This window comes from Kribbella sp. NPDC020701 (assembly GCF_055562215.1).
In genome coordinates, this window is sequence record NZ_JBVHFT010000017.1 from 13,793 (window position 1) to 36,676 (window position 22,884).

Annotated in this window: 19 protein-coding genes and 2 pseudogenes; 12 read left to right on the forward strand and 9 right to left on the reverse strand. The window is 66.4% G+C overall.

The window, feature by feature from the left end:
* Positions 1-12 precede the first annotated feature (12 nt).
* Complete coding sequence (locus ACZ3HV_RS33615; protein WP_465690311.1) at positions 13-819, forward strand: alpha/beta fold hydrolase; 807 nt, start codon at positions 13-15, stop codon at positions 817-819.
* A gap of 105 nt (positions 820-924) precedes the next feature.
* Positions 925-1,278: a hypothetical protein gene (locus ACZ3HV_RS33620; RefSeq protein WP_465690312.1), complete on the forward strand. Its 354-nt coding sequence runs from the start codon at positions 925-927 to the stop codon at positions 1,276-1,278.
* 33 nt (positions 1,279-1,311) lie between these two features.
* Here ACZ3HV_RS33620 and ACZ3HV_RS33625 read toward each other — a convergent pair whose 3' ends face one another.
* Together ACZ3HV_RS33625 and ACZ3HV_RS33630 are read right to left on the reverse strand one after the other, a co-directional pair.
* Positions 1,312-1,719, reverse strand: a complete 408-nt coding sequence (locus ACZ3HV_RS33625) for an RNHCP domain-containing protein (RefSeq protein WP_465690314.1) — start codon at positions 1,717-1,719, stop codon at positions 1,312-1,314.
* A 393-nt stretch (positions 1,720-2,112) separates the two neighbouring features.
* Entirely contained in the window at positions 2,113-3,801 is a 1,689-nt protein-coding gene (locus tag ACZ3HV_RS33630; RefSeq protein WP_465690316.1) for a S8 family serine peptidase, read from the reverse strand.
* Positions 3,802-3,942: 141 nt separating this feature from the next.
* Between ACZ3HV_RS33630 and ACZ3HV_RS33635 the strand changes: the two genes are divergently transcribed.
* Positions 3,943-4,701 (forward strand): helix-turn-helix transcriptional regulator, encoded by a 759-nt coding sequence (locus tag ACZ3HV_RS33635; protein ID WP_465690317.1) that lies wholly within the window; start codon positions 3,943-3,945, stop codon positions 4,699-4,701.
* 69 nt (positions 4,702-4,770) lie between these two features.
* Here ACZ3HV_RS33635 and ACZ3HV_RS33640 read toward each other — a convergent pair whose 3' ends face one another.
* A complete protein-coding gene (locus tag ACZ3HV_RS33640) occupies positions 4,771-5,097 on the reverse strand; it encodes a hypothetical protein (protein WP_465690318.1) in 327 nt (108 codons plus the stop codon).
* 308 nt (positions 5,098-5,405) lie between these two features.
* Positions 5,406-5,906 (reverse strand): DUF2461 family protein, encoded by a 501-nt coding sequence (locus ACZ3HV_RS33645; RefSeq protein WP_465690320.1) that lies wholly within the window; start codon positions 5,904-5,906, stop codon positions 5,406-5,408.
* A 344-nt stretch (positions 5,907-6,250) separates the two neighbouring features.
* Between ACZ3HV_RS33645 and ACZ3HV_RS33650 the strand changes: the two genes are divergently transcribed.
* On the forward strand, positions 6,251-7,153 hold the full coding sequence (locus tag ACZ3HV_RS33650) for an alpha/beta fold hydrolase (RefSeq protein ID WP_465690322.1): 903 nt from the start codon (positions 6,251-6,253) through the stop codon (positions 7,151-7,153).
* A gap of 1,214 nt (positions 7,154-8,367) precedes the next feature.
* Here the strand turns inward: ACZ3HV_RS33650 and ACZ3HV_RS33655 are convergent.
* Positions 8,368-9,852, reverse strand: a pseudogene (locus ACZ3HV_RS33655) (CehA/McbA family metallohydrolase); the annotation flags it as partial.
* On the opposite strand from ACZ3HV_RS33655, the gene ACZ3HV_RS33660 reads away from it, so the two are divergent.
* The 3 genes from ACZ3HV_RS33660 to ACZ3HV_RS33670 are packed head-to-tail and all read left to right on the forward strand — an operon-like array spanning position 9,752 to position 11,072.
* The gene (locus tag ACZ3HV_RS33660; protein ID WP_465690710.1) at positions 9,752-10,360 is read left to right on the forward strand and encodes a DinB family protein; all 609 of its coding nucleotides are present in this window, start codon (positions 9,752-9,754) and stop codon (positions 10,358-10,360) included. The pseudogene ACZ3HV_RS33655 and the gene ACZ3HV_RS33660 sit on opposite strands and share 101 nt — an antisense overlap.
* Positions 10,357-10,653, forward strand: a complete 297-nt coding sequence (locus ACZ3HV_RS33665) for a hypothetical protein (protein ID WP_465690324.1) — start codon at positions 10,357-10,359, stop codon at positions 10,651-10,653. Before ACZ3HV_RS33660 ends, ACZ3HV_RS33665 begins: the two co-directional genes overlap by 4 nt.
* On the forward strand, positions 10,650-11,072 hold the full coding sequence (locus ACZ3HV_RS33670) for a DUF7737 domain-containing protein (protein WP_465690326.1): 423 nt from the start codon (positions 10,650-10,652) through the stop codon (positions 11,070-11,072). Before ACZ3HV_RS33665 ends, ACZ3HV_RS33670 begins: the two co-directional genes overlap by 4 nt.
* A 126-nt stretch (positions 11,073-11,198) precedes the next feature.
* Here ACZ3HV_RS33670 and ACZ3HV_RS33675 read toward each other — a convergent pair whose 3' ends face one another.
* Complete coding sequence (locus tag ACZ3HV_RS33675) at positions 11,199-12,464, reverse strand: methyltransferase (protein WP_465690327.1); 1,266 nt, start codon at positions 12,462-12,464, stop codon at positions 11,199-11,201.
* Between ACZ3HV_RS33675 and ACZ3HV_RS33680 the strand changes: the two are divergent.
* Both ACZ3HV_RS33680 and ACZ3HV_RS33685 read left to right on the forward strand, forming a co-directional pair.
* Positions 12,411-12,536 (forward strand): annotated as a pseudogene (locus tag ACZ3HV_RS33680) (LysR family transcriptional regulator); the annotation flags it as partial. The gene ACZ3HV_RS33675 and the pseudogene ACZ3HV_RS33680 sit on opposite strands and share 54 nt — an antisense overlap.
* Before the next feature lie 39 nt (positions 12,537-12,575).
* Complete coding sequence (locus tag ACZ3HV_RS33685) at positions 12,576-13,295, forward strand: substrate-binding domain-containing protein (protein ID WP_465690694.1); 720 nt, start codon at positions 12,576-12,578, stop codon at positions 13,293-13,295.
* 31 nt (positions 13,296-13,326) lie between these two features.
* Here the strand turns inward: ACZ3HV_RS33685 and ACZ3HV_RS33690 are convergent, their stop codons facing one another.
* Positions 13,327-14,583: an MFS transporter gene (locus ACZ3HV_RS33690; protein ID WP_465690329.1), complete on the reverse strand. Its 1,257-nt coding sequence runs from the start codon at positions 14,581-14,583 to the stop codon at positions 13,327-13,329.
* A 55-nt stretch (positions 14,584-14,638) separates the two neighbouring features.
* On the opposite strand from ACZ3HV_RS33690, the gene ACZ3HV_RS33695 reads away from it, so the two are divergent.
* A complete protein-coding gene (locus tag ACZ3HV_RS33695) occupies positions 14,639-15,598 on the forward strand; it encodes an ArsR/SmtB family transcription factor (protein WP_465690331.1) in 960 nt (319 codons plus the stop codon).
* 235 nt (positions 15,599-15,833) lie between these two features.
* Here ACZ3HV_RS33695 and ACZ3HV_RS33700 read toward each other — a convergent pair whose 3' ends face one another.
* Entirely contained in the window at positions 15,834-16,163 is a 330-nt protein-coding gene (locus tag ACZ3HV_RS33700) for a hypothetical protein (protein WP_465690333.1), read from the reverse strand.
* Between the two features lie 674 nt (positions 16,164-16,837).
* On the opposite strand from ACZ3HV_RS33700, the gene ACZ3HV_RS33705 reads away from it, so the two are divergent.
* Positions 16,838-17,593 (forward strand): DinB family protein, encoded by a 756-nt coding sequence (locus tag ACZ3HV_RS33705; protein ID WP_465690335.1) that lies wholly within the window; start codon positions 16,838-16,840, stop codon positions 17,591-17,593.
* A 959-nt stretch (positions 17,594-18,552) separates the two neighbouring features.
* Here ACZ3HV_RS33705 and ACZ3HV_RS33710 read toward each other — a convergent pair.
* On the reverse strand, positions 18,553-19,719 hold the full coding sequence (locus tag ACZ3HV_RS33710) for an ArnT family glycosyltransferase (protein ID WP_465690336.1): 1,167 nt from the start codon (positions 19,717-19,719) through the stop codon (positions 18,553-18,555).
* 1,663 nt (positions 19,720-21,382) lie between these two features.
* Here ACZ3HV_RS33710 and ACZ3HV_RS33715 point away from each other — a divergent pair.
* Positions 21,383-22,573, forward strand: a complete 1,191-nt coding sequence (locus tag ACZ3HV_RS33715) for a WD40/YVTN/BNR-like repeat-containing protein (protein ID WP_465690338.1) — start codon at positions 21,383-21,385, stop codon at positions 22,571-22,573.
* Positions 22,574-22,884: the final 311 nt, after the last annotated feature.

The window sequence follows — 22,884 nt, forward strand, 5'->3', positions numbered from 1 at the left end:
ATCCTGAGGTGCATGAGTGAGTACGTCCAATACCTGCACGGCATGCACGTCGTCCGCGACGGCTCGCGCCAAGCGCCTCCGATGGTGCTCATCCACGGCTCGGGCGCGTCCGGCACGACCTGGGTGCCAGTGGTCCCGGCGCTTGCCGAGCACCACGACGTCGTCCGGGTCGACTTGCCGGGAATGGGTCACTCCGGGGCCGGGACGTCGTACGACGTGCCGACGCAGGCGGCCCGTACGGCGGAGCTGATCGACAGTCTCGGGATCGGACCTGTCACCGTGGTCGGACATTCGAGCGGTGGCTATGTCGCCACGTCGCTCGCAGAGCAGCGTCCCGAGCTGGTGAAGGCGATCGCGTTGATCAGTACCGGGCCCAGCCCTGGCGCACTTCGTCCGCAGCCCGCACTCCTGCGGGCCCTCACCCGCCCGCCGCTCGGGCGGCTTGTCTGGGCGCTGCGTTCAGACAACCTGATCCGCAGGGGAATCAGGGTGACCTGCGTCCGTCCGGTGGACATCCCGAACGCCCTGGTCGCCGAGGTCCGAGGGCTGACGTACCAAACCTTCGTCACGGTGTTACGCCACAACGGCGAGTACATCGCGGAGCGAAGCGTTCCCGACCGGCTCTCGAAGATCGACGTACCGGTGCTGGTGGGTTTCGGTGCTGCCGACCCGCGGTGGGATCCGGCGTCGGCGCACGAGTACGACGTACTGCCGAACGTGCGGGTCGAGATGCTGCCAGGAATCGGGCACGTCCCGATGCTCGAAGCGCCCGAAACAACCAGCAAGCTGCTGCTCGACTTCACGGCGCCGGGCCGCTGACACAAGGCCTAGCATCGTCACCTGTCACCGATCGGGACACCGCTTGACTGGGCGCTGGTTGACGTCGCGGTCCCGCGTCAAGCAGGTCGGCTGCCCGGCGTCAGCATGGCCGGATTCCGCCATCGCACCCAGGCACTCGTGGACATCGCGATGGTCGCGCACCCGTCGGTCACCCTCATCGTCGACCTGAGCGACGGTGAAGGCATCGTGTACGACCTCCACGGCCGGCGAGAGAAAGGCAGCGTCTTCATCGGGCTGCTGCCTGGCGACCTGCGGGCAGCCGGGGCGATGGGCGATTGTCTCCAGGTTCGCCTTTCACCGATCTCGGCAGCCATGGTGTTCGGCACCTCGATCGACCTCACCGGGACGGTGGCCGCCCTCACCGACGTGTGGGGACCCCACTTCGAGGAGCGACTGCGCCTCGCACCCCCACAGCCCTGGCCGCCGCTCCTTGGCTAGCCATCGACGACATCGCCTGGCCAACAACCTCAGTCAGGTCTTGCTCTTGCGTGTCCTCGGCTTGCGAGTGGCTGGATGCGAGCCGTTGCCGTTTCCCTCGGACTCGGGCTCGGCCGCGAACGGGATGAACGGCATGGTCAGCGGGAGAGCCGCCAGCCGCATCAGGAGCAGAACGTTGTCGTCACCGGCGGTTTTGTTGAGCCGGAGGCGACCGCAGTTGATGCACCGGTGGATGAGAACCCAACGGCTCTCGCCGCGGACCGTGACCGCGATCGGCTCCATGCCACCGGCGCAATCGGCCTTGCGGTCACCCGGGACGTTGCGGTCGAGGTGACGCGACCACAGGCAGCTCGGGCAATGGTTGCGATGGGTGGTTCCGGGGGCGTCGAGCGAGACCTCTACGCCGCAGTGCTCACAGCTGAACGAACGTGCGAATGCCAATCCAAAGAACCTTTCAGAGAAAAGCTACGGGACAAGACACACATCGGCTTTCCTCCTTCCGGTCCGCGCCGGCTCATCCAGCGCACCGCCCACAGCAGACCAGCACCCGTCCACCAGTGTCAATCCATTAACTGCCGAGTCCCATGAAGCTCGATCTCATCGGACGGTAGAAAGACAGAGTGACAACCAGGAGCAACACAGCGGCCGTGACCGATGAACTGGCGCGACGAATCCCTGCCCTGCTGGGAGAACACCGACTCCCCGGCATCGCGATCGGGATCTGCAACCCGACGTCGGTTGTGTGGCCGGCCGGCCGGTGGAGTTGCCCCCTCGGGTTTCGAGGGGGCAACTCCATGGTCGGGACGCCAACCCGTCGGCTCGGATCGGCTCGGGCTAGTGGCGGGTCACCGCGGCGAAGGCATCGACGATGCCGTGGCCGTAGAAGCCGTTGAAGTTCCGCGTGCCCTCGCAGAGCGCGTTGAACTCGGCCGGCCGCCCTTCGTTGGTGTAGGTCTGCAGCGGCGGGTTCGGGCACGCCCGGGCCTGCGCTGTGTCCATCAGGATCCGGCCGACCTTGTCCGGGTTCATCCCGAAGTCACCGTGGCTCTTCTTGCCGTACTGGCTGACGATCAGCGCGGCCACACCGGTGGCGTGCGGCGACGCCATCGACGTGCCCTGCAGCACGAAGTAGTACCCACACTTGGTGTACTCCGTGACGCCGGCCGGGCACTGCTTCTGCGCGCCGGCCGCGACCCCGGCCGGCGTGACGTTGCCGGCAGCGTCGACCAGCCCGGCGACCTGCAGCGCGTTCACCGGGTACGTCGACAGGATCAGGTTCTCGTTGGTCCGGAACTGCGGCGTCCCGAAGAAGTCGCGGAACCACCCACCGGGGGCGGACACCTCGATCTGCTCCAGGCCGTAGTTGGAGTAGTCGGCCTTCGTCGTCGACGGACCGAGTGCCGACACACCGATCACGTGCGGACCCTCGACCGGCAGGTCGACACAGGTCGCGTTGTCGATCGGCCGCGGGTAGGCGGTGTTCAGCGGGAAGTCAGGGCTGCTGATATCCGTGCGCGGCTTGCCGAGGTCCTCGTGGTTGTTGCCGAGCGAGCCGACCAGCGTGACGCCGTGGTTGTGCGCGTAGTTCAGCGCCCGGTTCATCGCCCGGATGATGGTGCGCTGCTCGGCCTGTGCCTCCGGGCTGTCCGCCGGGTTGGCGGTGCAGTTGTAGAGCCACGGGTCGACATAGAACGACATGTTGACGACGTCGAGTCCGACGTCACCGGCGTACGTGAGTGCGTCCGTGACTGGGCCGAGGAACAGGAAGCCGCTGTCCTGGCCGCCGCGAATCTCGACCAGCGTCACGTTCGGCGCGACGCCGGAGACGCCGACGCCGTTGACGGCGGCACCGATCGTGCCGGCCACGTGGGTGCCGTGACCACTGTCGTCCCAGCCGACCGGGTCGACACAGCCGCGGAACTCGCACACGCCGTCGATCTCCGGGATGTCCGGTGCGAAGTTGCGGGACAGCTTCCAGTCGAAGTTCGGCGCGATGTCCGGGTTGCGGGCATCGATGCCGGAGTCGAGCACACCGACCTTGACCGACTTCTTGCCCGGCTGGACCTGGCGCGCCAGGTCGGAGCGAACCATCCGCAGACCCCACAGTTGCGCGTCGAGCGGGTCCATCCCGACGGCCTTCTTACCCTTCGCGGCCCCGGTCTTGCCGGTCCCGCCGTTCTCGCGCTCGACGGTGCGCGGCTTCTGCTGCGGCACCGTGCCGATCGGCCGGCTGCGGGCCGCGCCCTCGACGGCGCTCGAGGCGGACACGCGGGCGACGAACCCCGATGCGGCCGCGCGTACGGTCAATGTGCCCAGGTGCGCGTTCTCCTTGACCACTTCACCGCCGGCGGCCTTGACCGCCGCGATGGCCTGGTTACGGTCCGCCCCCGCTTCGAGCAGGACCAGGTACTCGGTGTCTCCACCAGTGACTCCGGCACCGGCTGTGACCGGTACCGCGAGTGTGGCGGTGACCAGGGCGATCGCCCCGGTCACCGCGAACAGACTTCTCCGGACGTCTCTCACGAGGATCCCTCCCTGGAGCGTGACTGTGACGGGGCTCACGCTAAGGCGGGACGCGGAGACCGAGAAGGCGACGACGTTGTCAGGTTTCGAAGCAAACGACTGACCCGCGTCACGCCGGTGGACAGGTGACGAGCCGGAACGATGGCGGTCGGACACATCCCAGCACTGACGACCATCGGCACGATCACCATGCGCCGCGGCGATCCGGACGCCCATTCCACGCTACTGGAGGCGATGCAGCGCGCCGAGTCCACCGAGGACATGCAGCGGATCGTCCCGGTCGCGTTGGCGCTGGCCGAGGAAGCGTGGCTGCACCGCGACCTGCACAGTGCCCGCAGGTCGATAAGGAACGTGCTCAGCCGGAACGACAAGCCGCTCACCATTCACCATCGAGGCCAGCTGACCTCCTGGGCGACACGACTCGGCGACCCTCACGACGTACCCGCCGGTACGCCGTCCCAGCTTGCCCTTGAGATCAACGGCGACTGGCAGCGGGCCGCTGACGCCTGGCATGCACTTGACCGGCCGTACGAACAATCCCTGGCACTGATCGAGGCCGGCACACCAAGCGCGCTGGCCCACGCGTTCGACATCCTCGACCGCCTCGGTGCCCGTCCTGCCGCGACGCTCGCTGCCGAACGATTGCGGAGCCTGGGTGAACGAGTGCCCCGCGGGCTGCGACCAAGCACCCGCGGCAACCCAGCCGGCCTCACCTCCCGCGAGGTCGAGGTCCTCCAGCTCGTTGCCGACGGCCTGACGAACGTAGAGATCGGCGCTCGACTCTTCGTCTCGGACAAGACCGTCGAGCACCACGTCTCCCGGATACTCGGCAAGCTCGGCGTCCCCAATCGTCGCGAAGCCGCGAAGACGGCTCGGCAGCTGGACCTCCCCACGCCCTAGGCGCGCGGCATGCTTCCCCCCGGCGGGTCCGCCATATCTGCGCGGTGCACAGATACGGCGCTCCACGATTCAGTGGGCCAGCGGGTTGCGACGGCGGTACAGCCACATGACGCCGCACGCTACGCCCGCTCCGCCGAGCGCAGACGCCCCGGCCTGAACAACCTCCAGCCCAGACTCGCCCGACGACGCCGCGACAGTACCTGAGGACTCCGCAGGACTCACCGGATAAGACGAGTCGTATGCCGGATAGTTCGGAGGCTCTGGATCGCGCGGGACGACCACGGCCGGCGGCGGCTCTTCCTTGACCGGATCCCTTGCCCATGCCTCACTCGAGGTAACCGCGACCGCGCCCACCACGAGCGCGAACACGGCGACGGCTGAACGCCTGCTGTCCATGGCTGTCTCCCCTTCTGGTGCTACTGCTGCGATGGAAGTTCCCCTGCCCACACGGTCGGTCCGCCGCCCAGGCAACCGCATCGGGGACACTCCCTCAGATCAGCAGCACGACCCCCAAACTTCGCAAACTGCCCTGCGATCGAACGTATATCCGGTGGCGACAGCTTGGAGGGCATCACCAGCCCGGCAGTTACCGTCAGCTCGTGAAACGGGAATCTCTCATCTCAGAAAAGAAGACCATCGCCGTTGTCGGTTCGACCGGCGCCCTGGGCGGCTCAGAACGTCGGCGCTCAAGCCGGCACACCGCGTCACACTCGCGGCCGTGACACATTCTTGATGAGCCACGACGCCAGCGGGCGCAACTGGGAGAAGGCACCGAGCACCCGATCCGCCGCGGCGGCGGTGTGAATCCATTCCTCGCAGCCGAGCGGCCGGACCGCGATAACCGACCTGTGCCGCAACAGCGTCGCCCGCGGATGGTCAGCCGGATACCCTCGCAGCGGCCGCTTCAGCAGATCGCCCGACATCACGAAACCCTCCCGCTCCAGCATTCGGACAATGGCAACCAGCCGCCGCCCGGAGGCTGGATCCGCCACCGCGGCCCGGTACCGCTCGATCTGTGCCGACGGCGCGTACCACCACGCCACGCCAACCTCCAGGCCGTCCAGATCGAACCGAACTCCCAGTTCGATGTTCCGAGCCAGCCGGACGATCGCGTTCTGCCGCTGCCAGGCCTGCACCAGCACGTCGCCGTACCCCCAGACCGCAAAATCCTCGTACTCCGGATCCGCGTCAGCCATCACATTCATCAACTCGACCATCGGCCGCCGAACCAGGTTCTCCCGGTCCCGCCGACACCGCCGCCTGACGTCAACCGGAGGATCACCCTCAAGCTGCAACAACACATCGAAAGCACCCCTCGGCCATCCCCCGAAACCCTGCGGCTGCGGTGCCGTCATCGTCACTCCTTGTTCCTAGGCGGCTCTGTGAAGTTAGCTCGCGCGCATCCGGCGTGTCTATCGGCATCGCCGATCGGTCGCCTCGATGAGCACAGCCGGTGGCCGGATTGGATCGCCGCCGACACCACCCACTCGGTCTGCCGCTACAGCTCGGTCCGGGCGGTTGTGTCGGACTCTGGTGCGACGATGAGGTCATGAGCTTCCCCATCCAGGGCAGTGTGACCACCCCCGTGCTCGAGATCGGCTACGAGGCGGCCGGCGAGCCGAGCGCGGACGGCGTTCCGGTGATCCTCCTGCACGGCTTCCCCTACGACGTACGCGCGTACGACGAGGTGGCAGACGAACTCGCGGCGAGCGGCCGCTACGTCCTCGCCCCCTACTTGCGCGGCTACGGCCCAACGAGGTTCCGCGACGCCCGGACCATGCGCTCCGGGCAGCAGGCGGCGATGGGCCAGGACGTGCTGGACTTCATGGACGCGTTGGAGATCGACCGGGCCGTCGTCGCGGGCTACGACTGGGGCGGCCGGGCCGCATGTATCGCCGCAGCCCTGTGGCCGGAGCGCGTCACGGGCCTGGTCACCTGCGGTGGCTACGCGATCCAGGACATCGCGAAATCCGGCCAACCCGCGCCTGCCGAGATCGAACGGAAGCTCTGGTACCAGTACTACTTCCACTCCGAACGCGGCCGACGCGGCCTGACCCGCAACCGCGATGAGCTGTGCGCCCTGCTCTGGCGCGACTGGTCGCCGACCTGGACCGCCTCCGCTGCCGCCTACCCCGCCACCGCGCCCAGCCTGCACAACCCGGACTTCGTCGACGTGGTGATCCACTCCTACCGCCACCGTTACGGCCTGGCCGAAGGCGATCCGCGCTACCAGCAACCGGAGGCCGCACTCGCCGCACTACCGAAGATCGCCGTTCCTACCATCATCCTCGTCAGCGAGGCCGACGGCGTGACCGGTCCAGCCGGCCTCGACCACGGTCCGCACTTCACAGGAGCCACCGAGATCCGCTCGCTGCCAGGCATCGGCCACAACGTCCCACAGGAGGCGCCAACCGCCTTCGCCAAGGCGGTGCTGAACCTGCCCACGAAGTGACTGAAGACCACGATGCCCCGATGCACGGCCGGCCACGTGTTGTTGCCACGGTGGCTCACCTGCGTGGCCGCGGACCAGCCGGTCTTGGCGTCGAGGGTGGCGGTGAAGACCTTCCAACGCCAGTCCGCCGAACGAGAGTCGTACCAGACCGCGCGTACCGTGCCATCGGGATCCACGCCCAGCTTGGCCCGCTGACTCATCGCGCTCGGAGCGAGGGCGACCTGCTCGAACGCGGTCCAGGTGGCGCCGCCGTCGCTGGAACGGCTGGCTCGGAGCGCGAGGTTGGCTCCGGAGCTCCGCAGCTCGCCGCTCTCCCAGATCGCGACGAAGTCGCCGTTCTCGTCCACGGTCAGGCCGGGGTGCCGGTCGGACCGATCGGTGACCTTGCTGACCTGGACCGGGCTGCTCCAACTGCCGCGCGGTGACGTGCGAGCCGACGCGAGAATCTGCCAGTTGTCCGGATCCGTGCCACCGCTTGCCGGCTGGCCCGCCGGCGGAGTGTGGCCGGTCCACAGCGGGTCTGGGTCGTAGCGGTCGTCCTGCCAGCTGATCACTGCCTCGCCGCCGTCCGCGACGGCGATGACCGGGAACAGCGAGGCGGGATAGCGCGGAGAGCGCGCGTCGGTGGGCACACCGGGGCTGGTCGTCTTGCCCGCCGCGGAGATGTTCACGCCGGCAGCGTCGATGCCGATGACCTGCGCAAAGATATCGAACGCGCCGTCACTGTTGTCGGACCAGGCGACCAGTGGGTGCTTGCCGTCGATCAGCGCCAGCGCAGGATGAATAGCACGACCGTCGCCCTTGCTGATCTTGTCCGCGGACTTGAACGAGCTACCGCTGTTGGTGCTGTGCGCCAGCAGGATCACCGGCTGGTGCGGCTGCTCGTTACCTTGTTCGTCCTCCCACACCACCCACACGTCGTCAGCGGTCGCGGCCACGCGCGGGAACCGCGCGGTTCCCGAACCGGACAAGGTGATGGACCTGGTGACTTTGCCCTTGTGGTTGATTCGGCGGTAAACCACCTTGCTGGCATGGTCCTCGTGCACCTCGGCTACGACGTGTACGACGTCGCCTACGACAGCCACATCGGAGAAGCCGGTGAAGATGCCTACGTCGCCGGTGACCAGCATCGCCTGGTCGTCCGTGGTGTCGGCGGCCGGGAGCGCGATCGCAGGCTCGGGGCCGGCCGGAGCACCGACCGACACGAAGATCGGCGAGGTGGCGCCACGGAGCTGGTCCGGCAGGTTCGGGTCGGCGCCGCTACCCGAGGCGCCCCCGGGGGAACGAGCCTCGACCCGATACCAGTTGTGCACCAGGCCGTGGAGCCGGAGCGGCAGCTCGAACGTCTCGTTGGCCCGCACCGGCCGGAACGTCGCGATGGGACCCGCCGAACGGCCTGGGCTCGCGTAGACGAGGACGCTAGTACCCTGGCCACCCTCGACCTTCACGCGCAGCGTTGCGTCCTCGGACAGCCTGCGACCGGGTACGACGACCTCGTCGCCGCCGATCGCCTCGAACTCCCCGTCGCCGTCGACGTCCGCTTCGATCGTGAGGACCGGTCCGGTGATCTTCTGCGAGACCGTCGTCCGTCCGCCTCGAAACCCGTCGAGGATGCCCAGGACCGAACGCTCGGCCGCGAACACGTGGGTGGTCGGCATGCCGGGTGAGTCGATGGCCCACAGCTCGCGGAAGTGGCAGTCGCTGGCCGCGGCCACACCGAAGCGGAAGCCGGCGTTCCAGCGGTTCTCGGCGTACTCGATCTCCACGTCCGGGTCACTGGCGACGTTGAGCACCTCGGCCAGGTCTGCGCCCTGGACGCTGGCATTGTCGTTCGGGCCTGCGGCCCGGGTGTACTCGCCGTCGTCGGGGTGAGCCTGCGACCACACCGCGCCCTGGGCATGCGCGTCCCAGACCGACTGCTGCACATGACGAAAGGCCGGCGAACCGGGCGGGTTGGCGCCGTCCACGATCACATCGACGTTGCCCAACACAACGGCGTGTGGCGAACCGTTGGCCTCCTCGCCCGGGAGCAGCAGCAGTGCGGACGATTTCCACTGGGGGTCCCAGACCTGGTCGTACGTCCGGTGGTCGGTCAGCGGCATGAAGTCGAGGCCGGTCCGCTCGCCCTGCGCGATCTGGTCCCCGACAGGCAGATTGCCGGGCAGGGTCTGTTTGGATGCCTGCCGAGGCCCGCTGCCATCGGACGAGTGGTCGTCGTGGACGTGAGTGTCCCCCGCCAGCCACAGACCTCTGGGAACCTTGGCTCCGTTGCCTACTCCGGCCGCCGGCATCGCATCGGTCGCCTCGAGCGCAGGCCCAGCGGCCGCCTGGACAGAGCCTGCCCCGAGCCCGGCCACGGCGACCGAAGCACCAGCTGCGATCACGAACCGCCGACGAGTCAGGCCGGCGAAGTCCGAACCTTCGGACTCCCTTGGTGTCTCCATAGTGCGATCTGGACCTTTCGTGAACCCGCTGCGGACCTGGCACGCAGTCGGCTGTGGAACGTCATCCCTGCCATAGCTGGAACCTTCTGGTCTCCGGCTGCTGTAGCGTCGCCGAGGAGTTCGGACTGCGAGCACGCTGGAAGGGAAACCCAGGATGGCCAGCTCCGGAACACCGGACACGACGGAGGGTTCGGGCACGACCTGGTGCTCTGTGGTCGCGGCGCAGTACCGGTCAACCCTCGACGACCTGGCCATCACACTTCGCGGCTGCCCAGATGAGCTGTGGGACGCAAGCATCTACGAGGTAAAGAAGACCGACCAGTGGGCGTGGCCTCCAACGGATCGTCACGGGCAACCGTTCGATGACCCAGCGATCCGCGAGCGCAAGCTCCAGGCCACCTCTGCCGTGTGGCGAACCGCCTCTCACGCGCTCTGGTTCACCGACCTCGACCTGTCGACCATGGAGACTGATTGGGCACCGCCGGCCCCGTTCTCGCCGGGCGACGAGGACGCGTACGTCGTCCCGCCCACGTACTCTCGCGAAGAGGTGTTCGGCTACCTCGACCACTGTGGGCGGAAGGTCGACGAACTCTTCGGTGACCTGAGCGATGATCGGGCCGCCGCACCACTCCCCCATCCGCACCGAAACGGCGGGACGTCGCTCGCGGCCGTCCTCATCCAGGGCGTGGTCCACCTCCAGCTTCACTCCACCCAGATCCGCACATTCCTCAGAAGCCGCGACCTCCGCTGCGAAGACGAGTGAGCGCCGCGTCCAGCCCGCACGAGCGGTTGTCTGTTGCCGTCGCGTGGTGGGACGACGGTATCGATCACGGTGTCGCCCGGCGAACGTTCGACACCTCCGGGATCCGTGCCGAATTCTTCTTCGATCCGATCCTCGATCAGGAACCGACCGCGAGCGATCTCTATCCGTACTGCACCAGTGATCAGGTGCGATTCGTCGATATCCACAGCGATGACTCGATCGAACTCGCCGACGTACCGCCACTCGTCCTCACCGAAGCGATGCGTGACGTCGACTTGTTCGTCGGGGGGTGACATCGATCGGAGCCGATCCGGAGTGGCTCGACCGCGGTGCGGAGCGCCGTTTCGAGACGTACTGGCATACCTACAGCTTCGGCGAACTGTCCGCTGCCGGCGAGATCCGCCGCGATGTTCTCGAACAACTCGTACCGCGTCTTGCCATCGCCGACCGGTGTGAGCTCGAGGACCGCTATCTCAGGGTGCGCGGCGACCTCCGCACGTACCGCATTCATCTGGGAAGCGGCAACATCCTCATGTCACCGAACGACCAGTACCTCTGCATCGTCGCCGCCCGCAACCCCCAGGCCAGCAAGCTCTTCCTCCCCTTCGACGACGACTCCGTCCTCAGCCTGATCCTCAGCAAGGCGTTCCTGCTAGCGAACGACACCGCGATCAAAGACACCACGATCACCGCCCAGATCAACCGCCGCTAACCTCAGCCGTGATCGTCGTTGCCATCGTTCCGCGGAGCTGTGACGAAGCTGGTAATTGCCTACAGCAACCTTGAAGAGCTTAGGCACCGCCGGGAGCGCGGCCTCAGGGGTGTTCGGCCGACGCCGTCACGGTTTGCGGGCGAGGATCGCGCCGTTCGCGCCGGGAGCCTCGAACGACACTGTGTGGACGTCGACGAACCCGGTGGCGTGCAGCCATCGCTCGTACTCCGCTGCGGTGTAGTTGCGACCCACCGTTTCCACCAACATGTTCAGGCTCATCAGGGCAGCGGCGGGTGGGCCGGTCTTCTCATCGTTGACCAGCAACTCGCTGATCACGATCCGGCCGCCGGGAGGCAAGGCCGCAAAGCACTTGCGCAAGATCGCCAGGTCCTGCTCTGGCGTCCAGTCATGCATGATCATGGATAACAGCACGACGTCATGGCCTGCTGGGAGCTCGGGATCGGCGAGGAAGTCGCCCGGGGAGACCGCGATGCGGTCCTCGTGGCCTGCTGCCACGATCTTCTTCGAGGCGATCTCGCAGACCGGCGGCAGATCGAACACCGTTGCCCGCAGGTTGGGGTAGCGCCGGCACAGTTCGATGTCGTAGGCCCCCGAGCCGCCGCCGACATCAAGCAGGGCGGTCGAGGCGGACAGGTCGACGTGTACGCCGAGTTCGCGCGCAGTCAACGTCGACAGCGAGTGCATCGCCTCCCAGAACAGGGCCAGCAGCTCAGGGTCCTCGCTGTCGAACAAGTGCGCCTGCTCGTCGGGGTTCCAGCTCGTCGGCCGGTTCGTTCGTACCGCCTCGGTCAGGCTGCCCCAAGCCGGGTAGAGCCGACGGTCGAGCATCCGCACCCAGCCGCCGAAGTGGTAAGCCTTGCCGGGTACGAGGAACTCTTCAGCCAGCGCGCTGTTGACGTAGCGCCCGTCCCGGCGCTCGAGCAATCCGATGGACGCGCACGCGGTAGCCAGCAACTCAATGGGCCGCTGGGCAACGCCCAGCAGCTCGGCAAGTTCGTCGATGGTGTGACCGTCGGTGCCGGACAGACGGGCGAAGAGGTCCAGCTCTTGTGCAGAAGCGAGCGCCTTGAAAGACCAGAAGCCGATCGAGAGCTGCATCAGCGGCAGGGGCGAGACCGCGGGAAGGTCTTGGTCAGCAACGCGCGGCTTGTCGGCTGCGTTCGCCCCAATCGGAGCCTGATCACGGGTGTTGTGCATGAACTCTCCTGCGCACGTCGTACGAAGCTCGGACTCCTTCACCCTCGGCCGAGCCGCCCTGTCGATCAACGCGAACCTGTGCAAGGCTCGTGAAGCGCGACTTAACGAAGGGGATCGGAAATGCTGGAGCGCTACGAACTGGAAACGTTCCTGACGCTCGCCGAGGAACTTCATTTCGGTCGAACTGCCGAGCGGACGCACGTTTCCACGGCCCGGGTCAGCCAAACGATCAGGAGACTGGAGCGTCGTGTCGGCGCGCCGTTGTTCAACCGCACCAGTCGCCGCGTGGAGCTGACCCCGATCGGGCACAGGCTGTACGACGACCTGCAGCCCGCGCGGGAGATGATCGTGGCAGGGTTCGAACGGGCGGTCAGGTCGGGCCGGGGCATCACCGGCACCCTGCAGGTCGGCTTCGTAGGTGCGGCCGGAGGCCAACTGCTATCGGAGACCGCCGAACTGCTGCACGCTCGCCAGCCGGGCTGCGAGGTCCTGGTTCGCGAGGTGCAGCTCGTCGACGCCGTGCCCTGGCTGCTCGAGGGCGAGGTTGAGGTGCTGCTGACCTGCTTCCCCAGCGACCGGGACGACCTCGTCACGGGACCCCCGCTCGTGACCGAGGCACAGATGCTCGCAGTGCCGTCCGGACACCCCTTTGCCAACCGGCAGTCCATCTCAGTCGAGGACCTCGCAGGGGCCACCGTACTGCGGACGCCCGATGACCTGCCCAGGTCCGACCTGCCAGGCCAGAACCGTGCCGAGCGGCCGATCGAGTCCGGTCCGGCCGCCGCCTCCTTCCAGGAGGCCCTGACCCTCGTCGGCGCCGGCCGGGGGCTCCTGCCGATCGGCGCCCACATCAGGCGCTACTACATGCGCCCCGATGTCGCCTACGTCCTACTCCACGATGCACCGCCGGTCCACTGGCGCCTGATGTGGCGTGCGGACGGCGCCACCGCCCGGATCCACGCCTTCGCCGCAGCAGCACACGACCTCGTGAGCCCCGCAGCGTGACGTCGTTCCCGGTCGGCGGTGTGGACGCGTATCACGTCACAGGAGTGCCGTCGGCCGGTGCGTGGCGGTGGTTCTTGCGCGAGGCTGCGCGGTTGGCGATGACTGCCGTTGTGGTGCCGGTGGCTGCGAAGAGTACGCCGAGCGCGATCCAACCTCGCGTGCCGTGGTCGATCGCGCTTGTGGTGACCACGAATGGGCTGAGCATCAGGGCGAGCGCGTAGCCGGTTTGGCTGAGGCCTTGGTAGGCGCCCGCGCGAGCGGGGTCGGCGAGTTCGAAAGCCATGGTCCAGCCTCCGGCCTCGCCCTGCGTCTCGGCCGCGGAGGCGGAGAGTGCGGCGAGGAGCAGAACAGCGGTTGCCGCTGCGGCGCCGAGGTACCCCGCGATTGCGAAGAGCAGGCAGGCGACAAGCAGGAGCAGACCTGCTCGTCGTACCGATCGGCCGGCAGTGCGCAGGTTCTCTGCACCGCGGGAGGCCCGGACTTGGAAGAGAGCCACATAGGTGGTGTTGACCAGCAGGAGCGCTGAAACGACGACCGTTGGGGCATCGGTGTGGTCTGCGACCCACAGCGGTATCCCGACCGACGTCAGTCCGAACTGGATTGCGAGTACGGCGTTGAGGATCGTCGACGCGACATACGTACGATCGCGCAAGGGAGAGCGTCCGCGCACGGATGTCGCCGCGCCGTTGGAAGCATCCATGCGTGCCGCGAGTCCAGCGACCCTGCGGCGCAGACCGATCAGCGGCAGTGTGCCGAGCATCGTGACCGCGCCGACGAGAACCACGGTCAGGCGGTACGCCGATGTCGTGTCGACCATCAGAGCGAGTCCCGCGAGCAGACTGCCGCCGCCGATGAAGACGTTCATCACCACACGCAGCCTGGCGCGGACAGTGACCCGCTCGGGGCCGACGTACCAACGGGCGAGCAATGTCACCTGGGCGGTGCTCTGCAGGCCGCGCGTCGCGGAGACGCAGGCCGCGATCAGGACGAAGCTGACAACGTTGCTGGCGAGGGCATACGCCAGCAGTGAGGCTCCGTTCGCGGCTAGCGTCCATTGCTGCAGCCGATCTGCACCGTATCGGTCGCTCAGCCGCCCACCGACGTACGACGCCAGGACGCCAACCCCTCCGGCAGCGGTGAGCCCGATCCCGACGACGGCTGGAGACAGCCCGACTCCGCGGGTGAAATAGAGCGCGCTGACGGCGAAGAACATGCCACGGGACAGCGACAGCGCGGCCACGGCGGAGGCGAGCGCGCGCTCGATGGGATCGCGGAGGAGCTCAGGCACGCGACAGTTCTCGCATCCGGTCGCTGGCGGTACCAGCGATGTAGCGTATTGCTTCATGATCGAGTACGAACTCGCGGGCAATGACCTCGGCGAGGTGCGGTTCGCGATCTCACCGCTTCATGAGTTGATTCTGTCCCTGCGGACCCTGCGCGACCCCGGCCGGTTCCCATTGCAACTGCCCTGGCTGCGGGCCACCGAGCCGGCGCGTACCGGGCTCGATCTGGAACTGCTCCGCGCCCTGACGAACGAGTCGCTGTGGACGCCGGACTTCCTCACCCCACGGCCCTACAGTCCGCTGGGAAGGATCGAGGACGAGCTGTCGACTCTGACAGGCACCCCGACCGGCGTCGTACGCGCGGACCTCGCGGAGATCCATCCGGCTACGCTGCCGCCGGTGCTTCAAGGTCGACCGGCCAGGGTGCTCGGCCGTGTGCTGGCGGCGCTGCAGGGCTACTGGGAGGCCTGTTTCGAGCCGTACTGGGCGCGGATGCGGACAGTTCTCGAGGCCGACGTCGTCTACCGCGGCCGAGTCATGGCGCACGCCGGTCTCGCGGCGATGTTCGCCGACGTCGATCCGCATGTCCGCCTCGACGGCACCGTTCTCCGGATACGTCTGCGCAGCGACCTCTCCTACCGGACCTCGACCGCCGGCCGCGGGCTGACACTTACTCCCTCGCTCTTCAGCCGACGCGGGTCGGTGCCGATCTCCCCCGACGAGCCGCCGCACCTCATCTATCCGGCACGCGGCCTCGGAACGCTCTGGGAAACCGAGACAAGTACGCCGCCAACCGCCCTGATAGGCCTGATCGGCCGCGTCCGCGCCCGGCTACTAGGCCTCCTCGAGACCCCGACGTCGTCCACCGAACTCGCCGTACGCCTCAACGTCACACCGACCGCAGTCAACCAACACCTACGCGCCCTGCGCGCAGCCGGCCTACTGATCTCGGCCCGCCACGGCCGCTCAGTCCTCTACCGCCGCTCAGACCTCGGCGACCGCCTCATCCGTGGCACGTGAACACACTTGCCGCCCCGACCGGCCTTCAGCTCGGCCGCAACCGATCTACAGCGCGGGCATCGTGACGCTCATGCTGAGGCCGTGTGACCACTCACGCACAAAGAACGCACTCCGCCTCGGATGCTCCGAAGTCCGAGGGCATCCGCCGCGCACCGTTGGAAGTCCCCCAACGTGTGGTGTCATCCCAGACCTGCACTGGACAGGTGCTCCGCCCGGCAGTCTGTTCGCTCTACTCTCAGCGCAGGACGGCCGGGCTGTACGAGTACCAGGTGGTGGCCGTCGACGGCAGGTAGGCCCGGTACGTGCGGGCTCGGTTGGTAGTGATCGTGTACGTCGCGAGTCCTGATGAGTTCGGCGTGACGTAGGTGAGCGTCCGCCACGGCATGCCCGGGTCCTGGTACATGAGCAGCATCCGCCCGTGCGAGCGGACGTACTTCTGCAGCCTGGGGCTGTAGTACGTCGCCGACGCGGTGAGCGTAACCTTGGTCCCCCGCCGTACCGCCGACAACCCCGTCACCGACCTGACCTTGGTCAGCGAGTACCCAGGCAGCAGCTCGACCGGCATCACCTGACCCTTCCAATCCACCGCCGGGCCGCTCGGCCTCCAGGTTTCGGTCGCACCGAGAGCCGTGAAAGCCACATTGACGGAACAGTTGAGGTCACAGCCGAGCGTGTAGGGCCCGCCTGGCAGTCCGCTCGACGTTCCCGTCCAGGTCGCGTACCTCATCTGGGTTGGCCCCGGACAGTTTCCACCCAGCCGAAACGCGACATGCGTGTCAGGCCCGCTCAGCACCAGCTTGTGCGGCACCGCGAACGAACAACTCCAAGTCGTCGCAGCCTCTGCCGGCTGCACCCCCGCGACCGGCACCCCCGCGACCAACCCGGCCGCCGCCAGCAAACCCCGCACCCGCATAACCCCTCCCCCAGGCAGACGTTGTGAGCGGAGCCTACGCGCAGCGCATCGGGCTGTACCAGTACCAAGTGGTGCCTGCCGCCGACACCGCAGATCCAGACAGCACGACTCTGGCCGACCTGGTCAATCCGATCGCCCACCGGCATCCGAACCAGGTCGTCAGCCGGAGGCCGCTCATCGGTCCGCAAAGTGCGGGGGACGGGATCTGCATCTCATACAAGCACTCCCATCTTGTGGTGCCGCCGAGCGGTACGCGAGCATGCTCCAACATAGTTGGACCCTCGCCAAACGTGGCGCCTGCGGGACGGGTGCGGGAGACTTCCTCGATGGCTACTGAGTACGCCCAGAGTGACCAGTTCCGTGGCGGCCGCATCCACCTGTGCGACCTTGCCGGTCTCGAGATCCGCGATTGCGAGGTCAGCGGGCTGAAAATCGTCGACTGCTACGGGAGCAACGTCTACCTCGGTGGCGACTTCGGGCGTGTCGTCGTCAACGAAGTCGACGTGACCGCCTACGTCGAGGCCGAGCTCGACCGCCAGCACCCCATGCGGGTGCTGGCGCGTGACGCCGCGACCCCCGACGACTACCGGGCTGCTTGGGATGCCATCGAGACGCTGTGGCAGGCGACGCTCGACCGCGCCAGGCTGCTGCCCGAGGCCAAGCTGCACGAGCAGGTCGACGGCGAGTGGTCGTTCGTCGAGACCCAACGGCACCTGCTACTCGCCGGCGATGCCTGGCTCGGCAACGCCGTGCTCGAGGAGGAAGCGCCGTACCACTCGTTGGGCTTCCCTTACGGCGGGATGCCGCCCGACGAGTCGGCGAAACTCGGGCTCACCCTCGAAGCCACCCCGACGCTTGACGAGGTGCTCGCGCCACGGCTCGCCCGCATGGCCACGATGCGGCGTGTCGTCGACGGGCTCACCGAGGCCGAGCTCGATCGGGTCTGCGGTCGCAAGCCGGCGGACCCGTATCCCGACCAGGAGTACGTCGTACGCCGCTGCCTCAAGGTGGTGCTGAAGGAAGAGGCCGAGCACCACCGTTATGCGGTGCGCGACCTCGCCGTACTCGAGGCCGGTGCCTGAACTGGCGTTGACCCGGTCGGAACTGACTTCCAGCCGCAATGCGTGCCGCTGCTCCCGGGTCATGAACCCCCGTCCCTGCCAGTTAGGTGTGTACAAAGTCAAACCACCGCTTTACAAGTGCGGGGGTCGCCCTACACGGTCATGTCTACTTGCGAAGATCGTGGCATTTTGGCTGCCTCCGCTGCCGAATCTGCCCAGGGATGACTGAGTTTCATTCACAGATCCATTGACAGTCGGGCCGCAGAGACAGTCTGCGTCGGCAGCGGCGAGCGGGCACACTCGTCCAGTCATCGCGGCCCGCGGACAGCCGCGCCGCGGGCGAGACCGCTCGCCCATCCCGCGCGGCTGCAACCACGGGGCCAGTCGATCAGCGCGCGGCAGCGCGCAAACCGCGGGCGGCAGCGCGCAGATGGCCGGCGGCAGCCGGCAAAGATGCACCGGCGACAAGCCGGAGGGTTGGTGGGAGCGGGCGTAGCGGGCGCGACGAGGGAAGCGCCTGTAGCGCGCGTGGGTCGTACTACCTGATCAGCATGCCGGAGATGGCTCGGGCTATTACGAGGCGTTGGATTTCGGAGGTGCCTTCGAAGATGGTGTAGATCTGCTCCAGTGGGGCTGACCTCCGGTGGCGAATGGCCGAAAGTGCCTTCGCACCTGTTGTTTGCCTTTCATCCTTGGCCGGCCGTGATCATGCTCGGTCAGCGTCTTACGGAGCTGTGACGGAGCAGAAACCTGCCAGGAGTGCGGCCACCAGAAACTACCTGCGGTCATTGACCGGGTTGGCGCCGCTCCCGTGACGCCCATCCGGCATTGTGCACGCGCGGCGACATCGCGACAGATGTCGGGAAACCGCCATCGTCCCGGGCCGTGCCGCTGATCCGGTATACATGGTTGAAACGTATTGCCGCGAACCAGACTAAAAGGAGAAGCCTTGCGCGAGGGCGGGGTTGATGCGTCTCCTGCTAGGTATTTCGAGGATTTGATAGACGACTGACAGAAAAGACTCCTCCAATCCAGACTGCAAAGACCGGCATGAGCGGAAACCGAAAACGGTCCCAGACCGGAAAGAACATCCAGAGCGCACTGTAAAACAGTACAAAACAGCCGAGCAGCCACACGCTATGGCTCCGAGATTGCCACGCTCGTATCATGCCGATAAGCGCCACGGCCATGAATACCCAATACGCCACGTCGGCAATCAACCGCCAGGTGTGATAACGCTGTATGGACCAGCCACCAGCACCGTGGAGCCAGCCAAAGGCGATGTCGTTGCCACTGTAGAGAGCCTTGAGCCGGGGTGGTATGTCGGCGACAAAACGCTGAGGGTGATGAGCCCAATAGCGCAGCGCCAAATGGACGCCAAGGCGGTCGCGCTCAACCTCGCTACTGGCGTGAAGCAATGGGTTGTGGTTCGGGTCGGTCGACCACCAGTAGCTATCAGTGGTACGTGTGCCTTGGTACAGATTGACACCACCGTTGGTCGAGACGGGCACGAACGATTCGAAGACGACAGCATTGCGGATTGTCCAGGGCGCAACGACCAGCACCATGCCGGCCACAAACACCGCTACTCGACCGATGCTCGCCCGCCGGCGCCGCTGTCTCATGAACTCTATACCCAGCAGCAAGAGCGGGAACAGCAGAAGAGTTGGCCGGACCAAGCAGGCCGAACCAGCAAATGCACCCGCCACGGCGTAACCCCGCCAGCTACTTGCTCGCGCGAGCGAATACAACATGCCAAGCGTGAGCAGCGTAAACAATTGCTCAGTACCCAGTTGGGAATTCCACGCCCACACCTCTGGCAATAGACTGTACGCCAGGCCGGCCGTCAGCGCTGCCTTGTTGCTTCTGGTGATATGACGGGCAAACAGTGCGATGAGCACTGACGTTGCCGCCGTAATCACTACTTGTAATGTCAACCCGGCTGCAACCGACGGCCCAGTCAGCCGAAACAACACCGATAGTACGAACGGCCAACCGACTGGCCAGTAAGCAGTTGGCTGTCCGTTCGATCCGACGTACCCCAGGTCGTGGCTCATCCTGGTGGCCGCTCCGGCGTACCACGCATAGTCGCTCGTAGGTGGCGGATGCACCATCGTCACCCATATGCCATTGGCTATGATGCTCACAGCCGCGACCGTCGCCAAACACCAACCAAACCGTCGCCGCAATTGCTACTCCCATCTTCAGGGAATATCTTTTGGAGACCTTGGTCAACAAATAACCAGGCTGAATTTAGCCATGAGGTTATTCTGATTGCTCGAGGCGATACGTTGAGAAGCCCGAGGATTCAGGGTTCTCGGGGCGTGCATCGGGCTCGGCATTGGCGTGAAGAGCGTCGACTAATTCGTTGAAATCCATCGGTCGCGCCATCAACGTGAGAACATCGGTTGTGGCTGGCCCCGGTAACGGGCTCCATCGTCCTTAGAGACGAGCCCGAGCTCCCCGGCCAGACTGGCGCATCACCTCGGCCCTTTTGCTGCACGCCGTAGGCCCGGCGAACACCGCAACGACGGTAATGATGACGGGTATGGCAGCAGCCACGATGATAACGATCACTCTAGAATTGCGCATCGCGCATCCCCCTCCGGATGAGGCCTAGGATAGCGGGACGGATCGTGGTCAGGCGAGGAGACACGCCTCGCAGATAGGACCATCTGCTGCCCACCGACCCCTGCAGGCTCCCATGCCTTATCCACCCCATGGGAATGGACGAGCAGGGATCGGGGGGCGGGACACGAATGACTCCGCCTGCCTACGTTCCTTTCACAGGTCAGGGCACGATCGGGGGTAACGACGGGCGCCATGCGCTCATCCTGAAAAGAAAACTGCCCGTGCTCTTGACGTAGGCGTCAAGGCGAGCTTTCCGAGGCCCCACGGTCAACTTGCGCCTCGTTCGCTGCGTAACCGCTCGAGGATGTCTTGCTGCCGGAGGTATTCCTGCCACGAGACGGGTAGGAGCGATGCGATTGCGGAGAACTCGAAGACGTAGAGCACGACGAGAGGAGGGTTCCTTCGTCGGTCCCGTGCCACGTGGATGTGACGACTGCGAAGAGCTGCAGCGCGACGGTCAGCGTCAGTGACAGGGCATAGCTCATCGTGTCGGGGTCGGACAGCTTGATCGTCCAGCTGTTCAGCAGGCCGATGTATTGGCGGGTGCGCGTGCTGTTGTTGGTCGAAGCACATCGACCTGCCGCTCGTATTGTCTCCGGTAACGGCCTTGCGCGGAGACGTTGACGGACTCAGAAGACCGAAGGCCTCTACGATCCACGGGCTCGACGGGTGGTCGCGCAGCGGGGGTGCGTACGCGCTGGTTGCCCGGGTTGCGGAAGCCGTAGGCGTCGCGCGGGCGATGGTCTTGACGATCCGCTTGATGCCTTCGGAGCCGGCGTTGGTGATCCCGGTGTGCAGGAACGCAAGGATCTCTGGCCACCATGTCTCGACGGTTGTGGCTAGTACGACAGCCGGACTTCGTGATGTTGGGCGAGGCGACGCGCGGCGGCCAGCATCACCGCGGTTGATGCTCTATCGATCCTGAGCTCCTGGCGCAACTCGAACCTGACCTCAGTTGAACTGGGTGTCAACGGACGTCCGGACTTCCCTGGGTAGTAGCAATTCGCCTGCGGCTCACGCCACTTCACGCGTGAGCTGTATATCGCCGCGGTGCAGTCGGCGTGACCTCAGCAGCGCCGCTCGGCGGCGGACCAGAAGGGCCGGGTTAGCATGTCCGGGCTCACGACGTTGGCGGTCGGAAGGCAGAGGCAGGACCAATGTCCTCAGGGAGGCGGGCCGATGGTGGAGCCGGGTTGGCAACCGATGCCGGGCACGCCTGCGCCGGTGGAGGTGGCCGCTGCGAAGTCACGGCCTCCCGAGGCCGGATTCGTGGTCGGCGACACGGCATTCGCCTCACCGACGGCCGGGTGGGCCTATGTCGTGGACCTGCAAGCGGCACAGTGCCGGGTGCTGTTTACTCAGGACGCCGGCGCGACCTGGCGTCCGCAGTTGGCGTGGCGGGGTCTGTTCTACGGCAGGTTGACCGCGTTCGACGAGCGTCGGGCCGCATTTGCGCTGGCAGTGTCGCAGGGCGACGACATCAATGGCTACCGGCCGGAACCCCACGCCGCCGATGATCCCTTTGTTGGGCCGGACGCCTTCCTGGCCGGCACCGAGGATGCCGGTGTCAGCTGGACGTTGGCACAGGCTCCGGTTAATGGGTCGGGGGCAGGGTTCCTGACACCTGGGCAGATGTGGCTGAGGGCATATGTTCACCAGCAGAGCGGGATGCCCGGGATGGCGCGGACCGATCTCGTACGCACCTGGGACGGTGGCGCGACTTGGCACAGCCTTGCGGGCGTGAAAGGTTCTGGCGTGGTTGACGTGACCTTTCAGTCGGCGACCGACGGGCTGCTGGTGGCAGCCGAAGGAAACGGGGCGAACGTCCTGTATCGGACCGTGGATGCGGGCGTCAGTTGGGAGCCGGAGGCGTTGGAGCCGCCGCCGAGGCTGCCCGTCAACGCGGAACGCCGGATTGAACCGGTGATGGGCCGGGATGGAACTGTCCTGCTGGTGTTGTCGGCCCTCTCTGGCCGGGACGCGGCTCGGCGGCCGAAGTGGGAGGGCCGCTACGTCTACCGGCGTGTCGGGTCGCGGGACTGGGCTGGTCCGTACCGGCTGCCGATGGTGCCAGTGCGCTCGCGCCGACCGCACCCGGCGGCGTGGGGGGCGGACGGGCGGATCTGGACGGCGGCGGGCCACGACCTCTTCGTCGCCGATGACCCGGCAGGCCCATGGCAGCGCCGCCACCTTCGGCTGCCGGCCAAGCAGCTCATCACTCGGATCGACCCGGTCGCGGGCGGGACGGTCTGGTTGACCACGAACAACGCGTTCAAGATTCCAGGTGCTGCTCCCGGCGGTCACCTTTACCGCAGTGTCGACGACGGTGCGAGCTGGGATTACGTGCCGATTGATAGTGCTGTTCGATAACTGACTCACCGTACTTGCAGTGGGGTTCTCCAACGAACGTTGACGTCGTAGTCGTGTCGGGTTGACGGCGCGGCGTTGGCCTGGCCGCTCGATGCGGGAGCCGATGGTGGCTTGTCAGGCTGAGGTTCGTCGACGGCCGTCCGGTGAACCGGCCGAAGGTTCTGCCAGACTTCCTTCGTGACCGACGACGATGACGATCTGCGGCTCGACGAGCTCATCCCTGCACCGAGTGGAAGTTGGTGGGGGCTGCTCTTCGACAACCCCACCATCGGCCTAGGGAGCTTGGGCGACGGGAGTCGTGAAAGCTCCCT

Coding starts and splice junctions, on each gene's coding strand:
- ACZ3HV_RS33615 (WP_465690311.1), top strand. CDS start 13: ATGAGTGAGTACGTCCAATACCTGCACGGCATGCACGTCGTCCGCGAC.
- ACZ3HV_RS33620 (WP_465690312.1), top strand. CDS start 925: ATGGCCGGATTCCGCCATCGCACCCAGGCACTCGTGGACATCGCGATG.
- ACZ3HV_RS33635 (WP_465690317.1), top strand. CDS start 3,943: ATGGCGGTCGGACACATCCCAGCACTGACGACCATCGGCACGATCACC.
- ACZ3HV_RS33640 (WP_465690318.1), bottom strand. CDS start 5,097: ATGGACAGCAGGCGTTCAGCCGTCGCCGTGTTCGCGCTCGTGGTGGGC.
- ACZ3HV_RS33645 (WP_465690320.1), bottom strand. CDS start 5,906: ATGAATGTGATGGCTGACGCGGATCCGGAGTACGAGGATTTTGCGGTC.
- ACZ3HV_RS33650 (WP_465690322.1), top strand. CDS start 6,251: ATGAGCTTCCCCATCCAGGGCAGTGTGACCACCCCCGTGCTCGAGATC.
- ACZ3HV_RS33660 (WP_465690710.1), top strand. CDS start 9,752: ATGGCCAGCTCCGGAACACCGGACACGACGGAGGGTTCGGGCACGACC.
- ACZ3HV_RS33675 (WP_465690327.1), bottom strand. CDS start 12,464: ATGAAGTTCCTCGGCGAGCGTCAGGAACGTTTCCAGTTCGTAGCGCTC.
- ACZ3HV_RS33695 (WP_465690331.1), top strand. CDS start 14,639: ATGATCGAGTACGAACTCGCGGGCAATGACCTCGGCGAGGTGCGGTTC.
- ACZ3HV_RS33700 (WP_465690333.1), bottom strand. CDS start 16,163: ATGCCGGTCGAGCTGCTGCCTGGGTACTCGCTGACCAAGGTCAGGTCG.
- ACZ3HV_RS33705 (WP_465690335.1), top strand. CDS start 16,838: ATGGCTACTGAGTACGCCCAGAGTGACCAGTTCCGTGGCGGCCGCATC.
- ACZ3HV_RS33715 (WP_465690338.1), top strand. CDS start 21,383: ATGGTGGAGCCGGGTTGGCAACCGATGCCGGGCACGCCTGCGCCGGTG.